The sequence below is a fragment of the Paenibacillus macerans genome, assembly GCF_900454495.1.
Classification (GTDB): Bacteria; Bacillota; Bacilli; order Paenibacillales; family Paenibacillaceae; genus Fontibacillus; species Fontibacillus macerans.
In genome coordinates this window covers 1597032-1613066 of record NZ_UGSI01000002.1, presented here as the reverse complement: position 1 = coordinate 1613066, position 16035 = coordinate 1597032, and the positions used below count along the sequence as shown (strand labels likewise).

Annotated in this window: 16 protein-coding genes, 1 pseudogene and 1 riboswitch; of the genes and pseudogenes, 3 read left to right on the top strand and 14 right to left on the bottom strand. The window is 58.9% G+C overall.

What is annotated here, in order from left to right:
• Positions 1–31: 31 nt before the first annotated feature.
• Positions 32–295 (top strand): annotated as a pseudogene (locus DYE26_RS35035) (IS4 family transposase); the annotation flags it as partial.
• Positions 296–422: 127 nt separating this feature from the next.
• Here the strand turns inward: DYE26_RS35035 and DYE26_RS34445 are convergent.
• The 11 genes from DYE26_RS34445 to DYE26_RS30420 all read right to left on the bottom strand — a co-directional run bounded on the left by DYE26_RS34445 (position 423) and on the right by DYE26_RS30420 (position 9745).
• Entirely contained in the window at positions 423–812 is a 390-nt protein-coding gene (locus DYE26_RS34445) for a hypothetical protein (RefSeq protein ID WP_227872930.1), read from the bottom strand.
• A 4-nt stretch (positions 813–816) separates the two neighbouring features.
• Positions 817–1119: a hypothetical protein gene (locus DYE26_RS30465; protein WP_036620340.1), complete on the bottom strand. Its 303-nt coding sequence runs from the start codon at positions 1117–1119 to the stop codon at positions 817–819.
• Entirely contained in the window at positions 1116–1469 is a 354-nt protein-coding gene (locus tag DYE26_RS30460; protein ID WP_036620330.1) for an alpha-helical endospore appendage domain-containing protein, read from the bottom strand. The genes DYE26_RS30465 and DYE26_RS30460 overlap by 4 nt, the downstream gene beginning before the upstream one ends.
• Positions 1470–1496: 27 nt before the next feature.
• Positions 1497–1784, bottom strand: coding sequence for a nucleoside-diphosphate sugar epimerase (locus DYE26_RS30455; RefSeq protein WP_082207696.1), 288 nt, complete (start codon positions 1782–1784; stop codon positions 1497–1499).
• 131 nt (positions 1785–1915) lie between these two features.
• Positions 1916–3268: a glycosyltransferase family 2 protein gene (locus DYE26_RS30450; protein ID WP_082207695.1), complete on the bottom strand. Its 1353-nt coding sequence runs from the start codon at positions 3266–3268 to the stop codon at positions 1916–1918.
• A gap of 4 nt (positions 3269–3272) precedes the next feature.
• On the bottom strand, positions 3273–4454 hold the full coding sequence (locus DYE26_RS30445; RefSeq protein WP_240534103.1) for a GT-D fold domain-containing protein: 1182 nt from the start codon (positions 4452–4454) through the stop codon (positions 3273–3275).
• A gap of 32 nt (positions 4455–4486) precedes the next feature.
• On the bottom strand, positions 4487–5218 hold the full coding sequence (locus DYE26_RS30440) for a sugar phosphate nucleotidyltransferase (RefSeq protein ID WP_036620328.1): 732 nt from the start codon (positions 5216–5218) through the stop codon (positions 4487–4489).
• Between the two features lie 31 nt (positions 5219–5249).
• Positions 5250–5996, bottom strand: coding sequence for a glycosyltransferase family 2 protein (locus DYE26_RS30435; protein ID WP_036620327.1), 747 nt, complete (start codon positions 5994–5996; stop codon positions 5250–5252).
• Positions 5993–7180: a glycosyltransferase gene (locus tag DYE26_RS30430; protein WP_082207694.1), complete on the bottom strand. Its 1188-nt coding sequence runs from the start codon at positions 7178–7180 to the stop codon at positions 5993–5995. The genes DYE26_RS30435 and DYE26_RS30430 overlap by 4 nt, the downstream gene beginning before the upstream one ends.
• Positions 7177–8013, bottom strand: a complete 837-nt coding sequence (locus DYE26_RS30425) for a glycosyltransferase family 2 protein (protein WP_115311356.1) — start codon at positions 8011–8013, stop codon at positions 7177–7179. Before DYE26_RS30425 ends, DYE26_RS30430 begins: the two co-directional genes overlap by 4 nt.
• Positions 8014–8557: 544 nt before the next feature.
• A complete protein-coding gene (locus DYE26_RS30420) occupies positions 8558–9745 on the bottom strand; it encodes a glycosyltransferase family 4 protein (protein ID WP_036620326.1) in 1188 nt (395 codons plus the stop codon).
• A 188-nt stretch (positions 9746–9933) separates the two neighbouring features.
• Between DYE26_RS30420 and DYE26_RS30415 the strand changes: the two genes are divergently transcribed.
• Complete coding sequence (locus tag DYE26_RS30415) at positions 9934–11064, top strand: YheC/YheD family endospore coat-associated protein (RefSeq protein WP_051985305.1); 1131 nt, start codon at positions 9934–9936, stop codon at positions 11062–11064.
• 10 nt (positions 11065–11074) lie between these two features.
• Here the strand turns inward: DYE26_RS30415 and DYE26_RS30410 are convergent, their stop codons facing one another.
• Genes DYE26_RS30410 through DYE26_RS30400 form a run of 3 tightly spaced genes read right to left on the bottom strand, consistent with a single transcriptional unit; the run spans position 11075 to position 14192 of the window.
• The gene (locus DYE26_RS30410; RefSeq protein WP_036620325.1) at positions 11075–11872 is read right to left on the bottom strand and encodes an energy-coupling factor transporter transmembrane component T family protein; all 798 of its coding nucleotides are present in this window, start codon (positions 11870–11872) and stop codon (positions 11075–11077) included.
• Positions 11869–13584 carry an ABC transporter ATP-binding protein gene (locus DYE26_RS30405; RefSeq protein WP_036620320.1) on the bottom strand — a complete coding sequence of 572 codons (1716 nt, stop codon included), beginning with the start codon at positions 13582–13584 and terminating at the stop codon, positions 11869–11871. Before DYE26_RS30405 ends, DYE26_RS30410 begins: the two co-directional genes overlap by 4 nt.
• A 2-nt stretch (positions 13585–13586) precedes the next feature.
• Positions 13587–14192 (bottom strand): ECF transporter S component, encoded by a 606-nt coding sequence (locus tag DYE26_RS30400; protein WP_036620318.1) that lies wholly within the window; start codon positions 14190–14192, stop codon positions 13587–13589.
• 99 nt (positions 14193–14291) lie between these two features.
• Positions 14292–14403: riboswitch (TPP riboswitch) on the bottom strand.
• A gap of 157 nt (positions 14404–14560) precedes the next feature.
• Here DYE26_RS30400 and asd point away from each other — a divergent pair.
• The gene (gene asd / locus DYE26_RS30395) at positions 14561–15385 is read left to right on the top strand and encodes an archaetidylserine decarboxylase (protein WP_051985304.1); all 825 of its coding nucleotides are present in this window, start codon (positions 14561–14563) and stop codon (positions 15383–15385) included.
• Positions 15386–16035 lie beyond the last annotated feature (650 nt).

The window sequence follows — 16035 nt, the reverse complement described above, 5'->3', positions numbered from 1 at the left end:
AAGACACGGACCCTTTAGACAGCCCCTCACCTGGCGTCGATTTGGGACACGGCTCGAAACGGCTACGGTGCAGAAAGTAGATCCGCTGACCCCGTCGGATCGTGACGCCTCTACATCGTTGGCGCTTCTTCTATGACTCCTTGCTTCCATGTTTGAGCGAAATCGCAGCAAGGCGGTCGAGTTGCTTGTCCGATTTAGAGATCATGCCACCGGCACGTTTTACAAAGGATCTCCTATGCTCACGATGGGCGGGTTGAGCGGCTACACCTTTTTGCCCCTCCACTTCACGCTACTTTAGCCCCAGCTGCCTCAAGGCTTGTCTGCCGATTTTTTGCTGCGAAAGTTGAGTTGTAAATTCTATAATGTAAAAAACCCCGCTACCTTAGACAGGCAGCGGGGGTTCAGACTCAGCCTTCACCGTTTTAAATTTGGTTTTTGTAAGTCAGCTTATGTCCATCCTCATACCCTTGCGCAAAACCGGCATTAAACCCTTCCTGATAAGCCCCGTTATATGCCTGTTCATAAGCGGCTGCTCCTTCCGGAGTCGTTATTGGAGGCGGCGCCGGCGCTGGTTCGGACGCCGGTTCGGGGGCCGGCTCCGGCGCGGGAGGAAGCGGCAGCGCGGCCACGCGCCGCCGGCGTCTCAGCCTTTTACGCCGAGGGCTCACTCTCCTGATCGTTTTTTTGCGGGCCCGTTTGCGGACGGCTCCCCGCCCCCGCTTTAACGTCAATTTACGCTTTTTTCTTAACCGGGCTTTTCTGAGCGCTGCGGATTTGACCCGGCGGCTGCGCCGGACTTTCGTTTTTGCCATCACTTCAATCCTCCTGTTCTCCTCGGGCGGCATCTTTTGCGGCAAAACATGAATCCGATATCCAGGGCAACGAAGGAGTTCCATAATAAACGCAATGGAAGGACAGCCCGCAGACGGTCCGGGCCATCGCTTCCTGATATTTCGTCAGCTTCTCGACGTTTTGAGCCAAATGCCTGGCGGTATCGCCGGACAATTCCGTCACATCGGCCAGGCTGCCAAGGATCCGGGCCATGGCCTGCTGGCTTTGGCTGATGGAATCGATAAGCCGAAGCTTGGCTTCCTCTCCGGCCTTTAGCGCGGATCTCATTTGTCGGAATCCTCCATATCAAAACCGCCGCCAAACAGGCCGCTGAACCCGCCGCCGCTCCCGGACAAGGAATCCTCCTCTTCTTCGGGCAATAAGCTCTTTAAATTGCTGCACAGCCCGTTTTGCAGCTTGGTTAAACCTTCGATCACTTCCACGAGCTGATCATGGACATCAAGCGGGTCGGACAACTGCTTCTCATGATCCTCAAAGCTGCTTTCCAGCACGTGGTTGAGTACCCAATTCCGGACCTTCTCCGCTTCAACCGCCTTGGCCTCCAAAATCATCGCGACATTCCACTGAATTTTGGCGGCCGCATCCAACATATTCAGATATGCCTGCTCCCTGCTCATGCCATCATTCCCCGCTCCCGCGCTTCTTCACTCTTCATCTTGGCTTTTCATTTCCTTAATCACAACACCCAAATTCTCAGCCATAGCCTCTTCCAAATCGGCGATGGCATTTAAATAAGAGATCACGCTTTTGTTGATCCGTCCCGCATTTTCAAGAATCCCGGACGTTCCCTCAAACGCGGGTTCGGCATCTGGAATGGCGTGCACGATCTGAGCCATCCGCACGGCAACCTGCCGTTCAGCGTCAATCACCCGCGCCATTTGCTGGTGGGAGTGGGACATATGGGCGATGATCTCCGTAATTTTCTGCTCCACCCTCATTCCTCCCTCATCAATGGGCTACCCGCATCCTCAACATAGCCGAGGATCTGCCCGCCTGTGCCCTGCATTAGCATATGCCGGTACGGATTTGCACGTTCCAAGCAGGATGAGTTTGCAAATCTTCATTACAAATCTTCGCTGATGATGCGGGGCGGGGGCGTAATGGGGAGGCCGGCCGGATATTGCTGCAGAATATGGGACGGAACCATTTCCGGAAAAAAGCGCAGATTCCATACACGGCAGGCGTATTCCGACATGATTTCCCGCCGCTGGCCGCGGTCGATCTGATATAAGCGTCCATCGGTGCTGCGGGCCACCGCCCCTTCAGGCAGGCCGGCGGTTTCTTCAGCCCGCGGTTCCGCCGGGGTTTGCGGCGCGCCAACCGGAATTTGCAGCAGATCGACAACCGACAGACGGACCGGGGGCGGGCCGCCCCCCGTCACTCCCGGCAGGGCTGCGGAAACCGGATGCCTTACCCCGTGCTCCAGCCAATACACCGTATCGGACCACCCTTTTACGTACGTATGCGTAGGATAAAAATCAACCGCCCTCTGCCCGTGCCCCGTCCGGGACTCGGGTTTGCGAAGGAGAAGTCCGTGCAGATCCCCCCACTTTTCGGCAAAATAGTCGTGATTACGGGCATTCACTTGCTCAAAGCCTTGCGCTCCAAGCGCTTTCATCGTGGAACTTCCGTAATGGTGAACAAACGTATCGCCGGCCATCACCATCCTTTTGCCCTGCAAAAGCAGTCTGGCCCCCCAATCGTCATCCTCATAATTGCCGATAACATATCCCTCATCAAAATAACCGGCTTGCTCCAGCGTACTGCGCGGAAACAGCAGGCAAAAGCCGACCAGGCGGTTTACCTCCCGCCATTTCCGGGGATCGGGGGCGTTATAGGCAGCGGCGAAAGCCGGCACTTCGGCGACGTCCTCATAGGGCACGTCGATCTGCTGGTCACCGCCGATGTAATTCGTAACCGGCCCGACGGCCGCCGCCCCGGTCAGCTTCAGACAGCCCAGCAGCTGATCCAGCCAGCGCTCAGTTACGAGCACATCGTTGTTGAGCAGCACGATCGTTTGTCCTTTGGCCATCATCAGCCCCGTATTCACCGCTCGCGCAAAACCGAGGTTTTGCGGATGAACGGCCAAACGGACCCGGTTTCGGCGCCGGCGCACTTCATCTACCGTGCCGTCGTCCGATCCGTTGTCCACGACGATCACTTCATAGGGCGGAGCGGTATGGGCCTCGATCCGGTCCAGGCATTCGGCCAGCAAGTCTTTGCGGTTGTAAGTCGGTATGATGATGCTCGTTCCTTCAAAGCCCGCGCCGAACGAACGTTTTCCTTCCACAATCCCGTGCGCGTAACCGGCGGCATACCCGTGTTCATAAGCGCGCCGGGAGTCTTCCTTGCGGTTAACATCGGGGCCGCTTAGCCCCTGGCATTTACCCGGTTTGCGGTTTCTTCCGAGCGCCAAGCGTCTACACCTCCTGAATCGGCGGCATAACCGCCTCTCCACTGATCAATTTGTTGGCCAGATGCCCAAGGTCAAGCGTCACCTTGCCGTGCTCTCTAGCGAGGCGTTCACAGAGAATGACGGCGGCGATTCCTGCGGCGGCGAGGGCAAGGTCAAACGGGATGCCGCGCGCAAGCTCCATTACCCGCGGCACGTCGCCCACCCCGTTGACCGGGGCGATGCTGCCGGCAATATCGGCTCCCCAAAGCCTCAAGACTCTCGCAAGGGCGAAAGCCTTATCGCCGATCAAAAGCACGCGGCGGCCTTTAAGCAGCCTGGCGAAATACCCCTCCTCGTTCAACTCGTAATTGATCGTAGAGGTGGTGAGCTGCAGCGTGCGGTAATCGATGCCGTAATGGCGAAACACCGGAAACAGCAAGCCCTGATAGGAGGGATGGCGAGATTGGGGGATACCGATGATGCCGGCGGCGCGGACGGCGGCGACAAGCGCCTCGCGCGCGGCCGGATCCGGCAGCTGTACGCCCGCATAGGGCAAAAAAGCGCCCCAGCGCATCGCCTCCTCCACCGGGAGGACGGTGTCATGGGCGAGCGTCAGCATTTCGCCGTCGCCAAGGCGCACGATGGACAGCGGCCGACCTTCGCTAAGGGCCCGCTCGGCGGCCGCAAACACGTCGGCAGCCCGCAGCAAAGGGGACAACGCCCCGGCGACGGCATGGAATCCGGCGGCGATGACATCGTCCACCGTCAGTTCGGGCAGCATCATATGGCGGGGAATAAGCCGCTCCAGCTTCGCCTCCCCGCCCGCGAACAGCCCCTCGCGGTACCCGGCGGCATAGGCCTCCTCGCGGGTTGCGAACTCCGCCGATCCGGGAGCGGGGGAAAGCTCGGCCGCCGATTCGGCGGCCGGGAAAGGCACGGCCGGGAAAGACGCCGCCGCTTTCGGCGAAGGCGAGGGCGGCGGGGGAGCCGTTGCCTTGGCTGGCTGCGGCGCGTAAGCACCCTGGCCCGCCGCCGTCCGCCGCGCCGCCGCGTTGCCCCGTCCGGCGGTACGGCGGCGCTTTCCGCTGGCGTACCGGCCGTAGCCGCCGCGCCTTCCGGCAGGGCGGGGGCGCTTCGCCCCCGCCGCTCTTCTCGCCGCTGTCCGCGTTTTGCGGGACAGGCCGGCTTTTTGAGCGCGATGTGCCATCCTCATAACGCCCCTTTCGCGTCCAATAACGGTCAGGGAAGGACGCCACGCATCCGGATGCTTGCCTCCTGCAGCGATTCCGGCGTTCCGGCGTCCCCCCACCACAGCTGAAGGACGTCGTATTCCAGCTTGCCCGCCTTGGCATAGCGGTTATTGACGTCCGTAATCTCAAGCTCGCCGCGGGCCGACCGGCCGATGCCGCGGATAATCCCGAAAACGGCATCATCATACATATAAATGCCGGTGACCGAAAAGTTCGATTTCGGCTTTTTCGGTTTTTCCTCGATGTAGGCGATCAAGCTCGGATCGGCCACGTCGAACACCGGAACGCCGTATCTGCGGGGATCGTCCACCGGCTTCAGCATCACCCGGGCGCTTCCCGGCGGTTGTTGCTTAAACTTTTCCACGTACGGGGTCAAATCGTCCAAAAACAAGTTATCGCCCAGCAGTACGACGAATTTGTCTCCGGGCGGAATAAATCCTTCGGCGAGTTCCAGCGCTTCGGCGATGCCTCCCGCCGACTCCTGTACGCGATACGTCAGGTTTACGCCAAAATTTTCGCCGCTGCCGAGATAATCCGCGTACAATCCGGCGGACTGCTTGCCGATGACTATGAGAATGTCGGTGATTCCGGCTTGACGCAGCCGTTCTATGCCGTAACAGACCATCGGATGATTCCCGACAGGAAGCAGATGCTTGTTGATTAACCGGGTCAGCGGGTATAAACGCGTTCCTGTGCCTCCCGCCAAAATCACACCTTTCATGAACTCTCCTCCCCAAAAAAAGTGATATAAGCTAGATAAACTGCCAGGGATCCACTCCCCATTTATCGATGAACTTTTTGCGGTTTTGCTCGATGATCCCGTTCCATCCTCCCGGATGACAGGCTCTGAAGCTTGCGCTGCCGGCATGGTAGACCAGCGTATCCCCGCAGATCAGCAGCCGGTAACCCTGCCGCCGCGCCCGGTAACAGTAGTCGTCGTCTTCATAATGGCCCGGCGAAAACCGCTCATCCAACAGCCCTACCCGGTCCAGCACTTCCCGCTTGAACAGCAGGCACATGCCCACCAGGCGCCGGACGTCCTGCCATTTGCCGGGATCGGACCGGTTGAACCGCTCGGCGGCCCGGAGGAAATCGTCCCGATCCTTCCAAGGGACGGCGACCTGCTGCCGGCCGCTGGCGTAATTCGTCACCGGGCCGACCAGGCCGACATCGTCCGCGCTGCCGAGGGCGGCCAGCATATTGGACAGCCATCCCGGGGCCACAATGACGTCGTTGTTCATTACGAGAAGCTGCTCGCCGGATGCGATCAATAGTCCCCGATTCACGGCAGCCGGAAAACCTTCGTTTCGCGGCAATGCCGCCAAAATAAGCTTTTCCCGTAGGCAGAATTGCGCGGTTTCGTCATCTGAACCGTTATCCACAACGATAATTTCATACGGTACCTCCGTATGCCTACGAATCGCTTCCACGCAGGGCCGAAGCAAATGCAGCCCGTTGTAGGTCGGTATGATAATGTTGGTTAATCCGCCTCCGCTCACAGCGCATTCCTCGCTTTCGCCAGCTCGTTCCTGGGCAGCGTAGTATGGCGCAGGCGTACGCCTTCCGTCTGCATCACCGCGCCCAGCGCTTCGATATGGTCGCCGATGATCATTTGGGCAACGTCGTTTCCGGCCCCGGTATTGCCCCTGCGAATCCGGTTTTTCCGCACGACGTCGACGGAATGCGGAGCGCCGACCGTGAGGCCGCGGGCGAGCGCCAGCGCCTGGGCCTTCGGAGGGACGATCAACGCCCCGGCTCCCACCGTCTGCAGCGTCCGGCGAGAAATCGCATGCGGTACCGCCGTTAGCGAGTTGGCTTGCAAATCGGGCCGCCCCAAGGCGTGGTTCAGGAACGTTTTGCAGCGCGTCACCTCATCCTGCTGCGGAAACGGAGGCAAATACGGCGACAGATTGTTCAGCGCGAGGTCCATTCCCTGGTCGACGGCGATCAGAAAAGCCGCCAAATCCTCCGCAGGCAAAACCATATCTCCGTCGGTAAACAGCAAAATAGGCTCCGAGGCTGCCGCAGCGCCTATCGCCCGTCCAATATCATGACCCAGCCGCTCCGGAAAATTCAGCTTCGTCACCCGGGGATCCCGTTCCACCGCGGCAAAGCTGCCATCGCTGCAGCCGTTAAGCACGACGATGATTTCCTTAAGCGGCAGCTTGCGCAGCTCCGCTAACACGGCGGGCAGCGTTCGTTCTTCGTTGCTTGCGGTGACGATCGCGGCTGCGCCCTCCTTTATCGGCAGTGGAATCCACGGGTCCGCGAGCCCGGATGCGTCTGCGTAACCCTTGCGGAAAGCGAGGGCGATCGGCAGTATTTCACGATAGGACAAACCTGCCGGGGCATGATCAAGATACCAGCTTTGAAAGCCCTGCTGCATCCGCTCCGGATTCGCGGGGCCCTGGGCCCCGTCCAATATGGCGGCACGGGTCCCCGCTTCCGCTGCCGCCAGCTCCAGCCGGTGGTTCTCGCCGGCCATAGGGGCCGCCCCGCCGGTTTGGGCGTGGCCTGGGCCGTCCCGCCGAACGCCAGGGCGGCGGCCAAAGCGATAGCCGCTTGAAGGCCGTCCGGCTGCGCGGCCCGGCTGCGCCTGTTTAGGGCGGCGTCTTTTGCGCGTCCGTCCCGGCAGGGGCCATGTGCGGCTGCGGCGGCGCTTTACCTGTTTTCTCGCATTCATTCCATCCACCTCACCCTGCCGCGCATACGGCCGAGATCGCCGTAACCGCCGCGCGGCCCTTTTTGGAGGGTCAGCCAATGCACGGCCGCCAAATGATCGCCGACAACCAGAGAGGTCAGCGGATCCTCACGTCTTCCTCCAGCTCGCCGCCGGGCCCTGACCGGATTTAATCTGCCCACGGGCACGGTGTGGACGGCCTGCACGTTTAAGCCGAGAAGCACCGCCTTGGCCTGGGCCAGCGGAGGGATCTCCAGCGTTTGAAGTCCAATGAGTTCCGCCCCCCGCCTGCTTAAAGCATGCGGAACGGCGGTTAATGATGCTCCTTTCAGATCGGTTCGCGACAGCATGCCGTTCAGTACATGCTTCGCCAGCACGACCGGGTGGGTCTTTTTGCTGGCAACCGGACCGGAATATCCGTTCAGCGCCACGTCCACCCCGGATAACACCGCCTCCGCAAAAGGGCGCAGCTCCTTTACCGGGATGACCATGTCGGCGTCGATGAACAGGAGCACCGACCCGCGGGCCGCCTCCGCACCGACGCGTCTGCCGACATCGTGCCCAAGCGGCTTTGCCGATCGGATCACGCGGGCTCCGCTTTTTTTGGCCAGCTCCGCCGTTCCGTCCGTCGAGCCGTTTGCGACGACGATCGTTTCGCTGCGGGGATGCAATCGTCCGGCTTCGCGCAGAACGTCCCGCAGCGTGGCTCTTTCGTTCATCGCCGGGATGATGATCGAAACAATCGGGTCCTGATGATTGACCAAACGCGGCATCGCCGGCTTGCTCTGAATCTTTTTACGGTTCAGGCGGCCTTGAATTTTGCGTTTATTGACCATGTCTCTTTCCTCCCAGATCGTGATATACCGGAGCATATACAACAGTGTATGTGATGCTGTCGGCGTTGTAACGGCAAACGTACAGCTGTCCTCCGGACCGAACTTGCCACTCTGCCCCTGCCGCTTCCGCCGCTATCACGGCTCTTCAGACAAGAAAAACCCCGGCCGGCGGCCGGGTCCTTATATGTTGCCCCTACGTTGATACAGAGATAGAACAGGTTAGGGAGCTATTTCAAAATACGGGTTTACGCACATTTGTACATTGCATTTCCGCTCAAAAGCAAAACGTACAACTAGATTACCGCGAACAAGCGCATCAGCACGTTTTATTGCATTTCCGGCAACTACTTCCATACATTATTGCCGGACCCTGCGAACCGTGCTTGTTTAAATGCAGGATTTGCATTTAAACAAGCGCCCCGCTCCATTTGCGAACAATAGCTGTATCTTTTGCGATTATTCGGCGGTACGTACGCGATATCATAGAAAAAGCCTGGCCGGCGGCCAGGTCTTTTCTAGTTCACCTGCATCAAGCTTTTTCCCGCTAAGGCTGCTGTTTCCATTGCGGGGCGTTTTCCGGAATGACCCTGCCGGCGCAGATCATCTCGACCCACCGCTCGGCCGTATGCTGCCAGCGGAAGCGGCTGCGGGCAAGCTCGTATCCGGCCAGACCCATCGTTTTGCACAGCGCTTCATCCTGCAGCAGCCGGATGATCCGGTCCGCCAACTCGCCAACCCTCCCTGCCGCGGGCACCAGAAACCCGGAATAACCGTCCGCGACGATTTCGGGATTTCCGCCCGTACGGGCCGCTACGACCGGCACGGCCGAGGCCATCGCCTCGATGTTGACCAGGCCGAACGCTTCTTCTTCGCTAGGCGGAACGACCAGGCAATCGGCGGTATTGTACCAGTCGGCGATTTTGGGATAAGGCGTAAACGGCAAAAAAACAACCCGGTCCTTAAAGGGCTCCGCCATCGCTTGGAGCTTGCAGACATAGTCCGTTTCCCGGTTGGCGCCGTAACAACTGCCGCCCACGATGATCAGCATGGCTTCGGGCACCTGACGCAGCACGCCCGGAAACGCGGCCAGCAAATGGTGCGCGCCTTTGGCCGGAAGCAGACGGCCGACGAACAGGACCACCTTCCGGTTTTCCCACCCGCCTTCGGCCAGCCGCGCCCTGCGCAGCGCTTCTCCGTCCGGCGTCCAGCGCGGAACGAAATCCTCCGGGCTGACGCCCGGCGGATTGACCCAAATCGGCGTGAAAAGACCGGGGAAGCGGAATAGCAGCTCCTGCTTCAAATACTCGCTGCCCACGACAATCCCGTCTACGCTTTCGAGCATTTGCTGCATGCGGGGTTTGGGGTGGCAGGAAGGGGAAATAAACGCGGTGGAATGAAGGGTAAGCAGCACCCGGGCCAGCGGCAGGCGGCTTTTTAACTGAAAAGCAAACAGCGGCCGATTGTGAACGTCAACGGTTCCGGGCCGCCATTTTCGCAAATGGCGCAAAATCGACTCCAGATAGAGCCGCCCGCCGGGCAAACGGTAAATCGGAACGTTTCCGATCCAGCCCTGGGAAGGCAAATGTCCGTCCGCCATGCCAAAAATGCGGATTTTTACATGTTCCGCCGCGAGCGGGACCATTTTTTCAATCATCCGTTCCACCGAACTGCTTTTGCCTGAAGGCGCGGCGAACGATCCGGGCGTGATCACCGCTGTCTTTTCCCGTTCCATGAACGATCCCCTCCTTCCTTTCGCTACCCTAAATATACGATACCCGCCCGGTAAATGTGACTGCCGGCCAGAAAGCGGGGTTTCGGGAAGCCTGCCCGAAAACAGGCGGCTGACGCAGAACAGTCGTCCACTCTTTTTGAACGGGACAACATAGATTAGAGGAAGAAGCAAGGGAGGAGGAACTACCTTTGAAGCAGGACTATGTAGGAATACTGCTGAACTCCGGGATGTTCCGGGGAATTCCGCAGCGAAAAACCGGCCAGGAGTCGATCTCCAATTATGAAGAGGCGGCCCGGGAACACGGCCTGATTCCCTGCTTTCTCCGCTTGGGCGATATCGACCTGTTCCGGGGAACCTGCTCCGGCTACGTATCGAATGGCAAAGAATACGTGATCACCGACCTTCCCCTGCCGCCGGTCATTCATAACCGGGCCTTGTATCCCGAGCCTGCAGCGCACCAACAGATCCGCAACCTGATCTCCCGGGGCATCGCGATTTTCAACGTCAACAACCGTTATGGCAAAGATGTCATCCACCGGCTGCTGTGGAACGCTCCGCATCTGCGCGGCTATTTGCCCGAGGCCGCTCCGGCCAAGCCGGCCGCACTGCGCGCCATGATGTCCAGATATTCCGACCTGATGCTTAAGCCGATACGCGGTTCCGTCGGATACGGAATCATGCGGCTGCGCCGCAATGAGCAAAGCTGGGAACTGATCTATGCGTCCAAAGACAAAAAAAATGAATGGCGAACCGCCAAGCTTCCCCAAGGAGACTTGCCGCTCTGGACGCGGCGCTTGCTGCAGCAGACCCCTTACCTCGTTCAGGAGCGCATTCCGCTGGCGGAATACGACTCCCGTCCGATAGATTTGCGCGTTACCGTCCAACGCGGCGGGCTCGGCGAATGGGCCGTCACGGGGCTGTTCGCCAAGGTGGCCCGCAAAGGCAGTTTTCTGTGCAACATCGCCAAGGGAGGGGAAGTGATTCCGGCGGCAGAGCTGCTGGTCCATGTTTTGTCCCCGCATTCAGCCTCCGCGGCCCTCGCCCATGCAGAGGCGCTGGCGCTGGCGATCAGCCGTTATCTCGGCAAGCAGTTGCCCCTGCTTGCCGATCTGGGTCTCGACATCGGCCTCACCATGAGCGGGCGTCCCTACTTTATTGAATGCAACGGACGCGACCAACGTTACGGATTCCGCAAAGCCGGGTTGACCGAGATATGGAAAAACACGTACCGTCAGCCGATGTCTTACGCAAGATACCTGCTCGATCATCCGCAAGGGCGGCCGGCCGCGCCAAAGCTGCCGCAGGAAAAAGCCTTATGATCGTCCTTGCTCACCTGACATCGGCAATGCCGAACAGCGGATACGTCCGTGAAAGCGCGAAGGCGGCCGCCACGGCAGCGCCTATGACGAGCAGCGCCAGCAGGTCATACCGCGAATAAGCGAAGCGGTAATAATAAGTGCGCGGCCGGCTGCCGTCGAAATCTTTGGCCTCCATGGCCACGGCCACGCGGTGCGCCCGGCGGATGCTTTGCGAGAGCAGCGGCACCGCGTAAAGCCGGGCCAGCTTGGCCCAGCCCCGCGGTCCCCGCGGCGTGCGCACGCCGCGGATGCGCAGGGCGCTCCGGCGGATCTGCAGCTCCTCCCAGACCATCGGGAGCAGCCGCACGGAAGCCATAAAGCTGTAAGCATATTTGGGCGCAAGCTTAACCTGCTGCATCAGCGAGTAAAACAGGGCGACGGACGAGGTGGTCAGCACGAAAAGCAAGCCTTCCGCCGCAAAGGTTACCGACTTAAGCCCGATGTGAACGCCGCGGTAAAAACTCTCCTCCGAAATGCGAATGAGGCCCCAGGACCACCATTCGTGCTCGCCTTTGCCGAACAAAATCATCGTAGAGGAAGACGAAATGAAGATGAGCAGAAAGGGCAGGACAAGCAGCGCGATTTTCCACGGCTCGTATCCGCTCAGCAGAAACAGGAGCAGCGTAAACAATACGGCTTGATAAAACATGAAATCGGGACGGTGCGTAAACAAGGTCACCAGAAACAGCAAAACGAACAGCGCCAGCTTGCAGGCCGGGTTGGCCCGGTGCAGCCAGCCTTTCGTTTTGGGGGCCAACAGCGGCTTCATCGCAGGGTCACCGCCTTTGGGGCGGAGCCGGAGGCGGCTCGGCCGGGGGCGGATGAAGCGCAGGAGCCGGCCGATTCGGACAGGCCCGTTCCTCCCGGCTCCGCCGTAATCGCGGCCATTGCCGCCCCGCGTTCCGTGTAGGAGCGGGAGACCAGGCGCCCTTCCCGCACTTCCCAGCGCTGTGTCGCTGCCGTGGCGGCAATCCACTCCTCGTGCGTGACCATCACGATCGCCGTCCCGCGCCGCCGCAGCTCTTCGCATAACAAAAGGATCGCAAACGCGTTTGCGGCATCCTGGCCAAAGGTCGGTTCGTCGAGCAGCAGCAGCGGCTGCTCGCGCACGGCCGCGCTGGCGACGCTAAGCCGCCGTTTTTGCCCCAGCGACAGCTGGTAGGGATGCCGCCCCTCGTACCCTTCCAGGCCGAACTGCCGCAAAATCCGCGCCGTACGCCCGCGAATTCCGGCCGCAGAAAGCCCGCCTTCCCTAAGCGAAAAAGCGGCTTCCTCGTCCACCCGGTCGGCGACAAATTGAAATTCCGGGTTTTGAAAAACGAAGCCGATTTCCTGCGCCGCCCGCTCCATCTGGCGCCGGCGGACGCGGCGGCCGACCTTGCCCCCTTGCATCGGAACGCCCCGCAGAAAGTATTCGCCCTCCGTTTTCAGCAGTCCCATCAGGCTGAGCAGCAGCGAGCTTTTTCCCGCGCCGTTCGGTCCTGTGACGGCGATAAAATCGCCGGGCATCACCGCAGCATGTTCGACTTCTATAACCGGCCTCCCCATCCTCAGCCCGCGAAATCCTTTAAGTTCGACAAGCGGCGCGAGGGCGGGGATTGGGCCGGAGAACGCGGCCGCCGAGAACGGAGCGCTCGAGGGAGTGCCCAAGGGAGCGCCCGGCGGCCCGGCGGAGGAACCGCCGCCATCCCCGCTCCGCGCCAAAGCCGGCACCGGCTCCAGCAGGCGCCGCCCCTCCGGCGCGGCCAGAAACTCCGTCCAAACCCCGGGATACCAGATGCCGAACTCCTTTAACTCCCGCCGGAACTCCGCAAAAATCGTCTCCGGCGATCCCTGGCCCAGCAGGCGGCCGTCCGGTCCGAACAACGCGACCCGGTCGACGAGTCCGAGCCCGAGAATTTCCTCGATCCGGTGTTCGACGATGATCAGCGTGCGGCCCTCGGCAATGCGGCTGACGGACTGCCAAATCTGCTCGCGCCCTTCGGGATCAAGCAGCGCGGAAGGCTCGTCGAGCAGCAAAACCTCCGGATCGCCGAGCAGCACCGAAGCCAAAGCGAGCCGCTGCTTCATCCCTTGCGACAGGGCCTGGATCGGCATGTGCAGCTCGGGCAAACGCAGCCCGACGTCCTCCAGCACCGCCTCCATCCGGGCGGTCATTTCCGGCCGGGGAACCCCCAGGTTTTCCAGCGTAAAAGCCAGCTCCTCATCCACAAAAGGCATGCAAAACTGGGTATCGGGATCCTGAAACACATAGCCCCAGGAGCGGGGCAAACGCTGCGACGCACAGCGCATCGGAACCTCCACAAGCCGCGGGATAATCCCCGACAGCACCTGGAGAAGCGTGGATTTCCCGCTCCCGCTGGGGCCGAGCAGGAGCACTTTTTCCCCGCGAAAAGCCCGAAAGCTCAAATCCTTAAACACAAACCGCGTCTCCCCCGGAAATTTCAGCCTAAGATCGCAAACTTCAACGGCCGTTTCCATGGTTAATCATCCAGCGCCGCATAATCTTTGGGATCGACGGGGCGCAGCAGGGTGGTCACGCCCGTGGCCTCCACGGCTTTGGCCAGCCCGTAAGCGAAGTAGCCGGCGATCAGCGCGGAGCTGACGGCCCGCATCGCGTATTTGGCGATCAGCAGCCAGGTTTCATAGTCCTGCACGTATCCGTAATAAATATCCGGAATGATGGAGCCTACCGCAGCCCCGATGCCGGCCAAAGCGGCGACGGAACCGGAAAATTTTCGGTACCGGAAAGCCGCGAATACGAGCTCCGCCCCCAAGCCTTGCAGCACACTGTACAGCACAAGCTGAACGCCCCATTCGCTGCCGAACAAAATTTCCACATGGGCCGCGGCCACTTCCGCGATCAGCGCCACCCCCGGTTTGCGGATCAGCAAAAATACGAGCGTCGGAGCCAGAAACCACATTCCGTAGACGATTTCATCGGCCTGCGGAAACAGCGGCGAGAACAAGTTATACACCGAGCTCCAGAAATGATAAACTACGCCAAGCACGACCGACACGAGCACGGTCACCAGCAGATCGCTCAGCTTCAGCCCGCGGCCGCTTTGTTTTGTTGCTGCTTCTTGCATGTTTTTCTCCCCTTTTCGAAAAATATATTTTTCGCAAACGACAAAAAACCGCCAGAATAAGCTCAGGCGGCGCTCAGGTCACGGGTATGTACGCAGGTATATCCCGGACATTCGATTCTCTACGCTGGCATTATCCAGATCAGATTAACGGTCCGCAGCGGAATATGCTGCCATCTCAGCCTGATTCACTCAAGCCCCCGTATCGTATGCGATTGTCTTTAACATACACCAACCGTTTTCAAGCATCAAGAACAAATTTTAAACTTTCAAGTTTCAATGCGCGGGAGAAACCGCTTTCATATTGATTTCGTCCCCGTTCTGTGTCAAGATAAGCGGAAGCGGCACATCAAGATTAGGAGGTTGCTTTCTTGGCGGCAGCATGGATGAAGTGGATGACGGAATTGTCCTCCCGCAAATCGGTTTGCAGGCTGATGGGAAAGTTTTCCCATTCGGAAATCAGCCGGCTGTTGATCCCTTTGTTCGCAAAATCGTACGCAATTCCACTGCATGAAGCGGAAAAAGAACTGCGGGAATACCGGACGCTCAACGAATTTTTTACCCGCAAATTAAAGCCGGGCATGCGTCCGGTTCATGCGGAGCAGGGCGGCATGGTCAGCCCCGTGGACGCGCTGATTACGTTTATGGGGGAAATCCGCTCCGGCACGATTCTAAACGTGAAAGGCCAGGATTACTCCGTTGAGGAACTGCTCAACCGTTCCCCGCGCATCGAATCGTATAAGCATGGCTATGCTTTTGTGCTATATTTGAGCCCGACCGAATATCATCGCATCCATGCCCCCGTCACCGGCAAAAAGCTGGAAAGCGAGCATATCAAAGGCCGGGTATATCCGGTTAACGACTTCGGCATGCGCCATATAAAAAAGGTGTTATGCCGGAACGAGCGGCTGATTACGTATATTTCCCATGAGCATGGAGAGGTGGCGCTCGTCAAAGTCGGGGCGATGAACGTCAGCAGCATCAAATATACCGACGAACGGGCGAAAAGCTGGAACCAGGGAGACGATCTCGCCTATTTCGAATTCGGCTCCACCGTGGTGCTGCTGACCCAAAACGGCACATTTGCCCCGCTGCCGGGGCTCGCACCGGGACGGAAGATCCGGATGGGCGAGCCGCTCGGAAGCTTTGCAGCCGCGGGCGCCAAGGTGAAGACGCCTCCCAAGGACGCGGATTAATGCTGCAGGCAGCGTACAAAGAGGATGATTTTGACTAAGCCGATGCATAACCACAGCACGCACAGGATAAAGGCGAGATGGCCAATACCTGCTTTGAGCCGTATTGTTTCGATAACTGTTCCAGTTTGAGGCTCATTGGTTAATTGAGACATTTGATCATCTGCCGGATTTTCTCGGTCCCGATAAAAACAACGGCAGCAACGATCACAAATAATATCATATCGAGCGTGGTTTTAAATATGAACCCGGGTATGGATGTATTATTGAGTGGATGCCGAAAAAAAGCGAGCTGCCTATAGGTTAAATCGCTAACGATATGGGCCAGCAAAAATTGCAGGGCAAACTTCCAAAGCGATTTCATATGATCATGTCATTCCTTTTATGAATAAAGGTCACGTTCTTTCTAGTAGACGATTCTGGAAATAACGTCAGCATAATGGCAAGTGAAGACTTGAGAAAACGACAAAATAATCTATTGAAGATCTCGGGTGACAACATAAAGAAAAAAAAGGGCGCTATTTCAGCCGATGTCCCCCATGTTGCGTGAATTAGAGGAATTTTATGGCGCTAGTTTCATGATTTAGTGGCGAAAGGCCGCCTTTCGACCTATTCATCGAAAAATAAGACCCAAAAGTTCCCCTATGGTGATA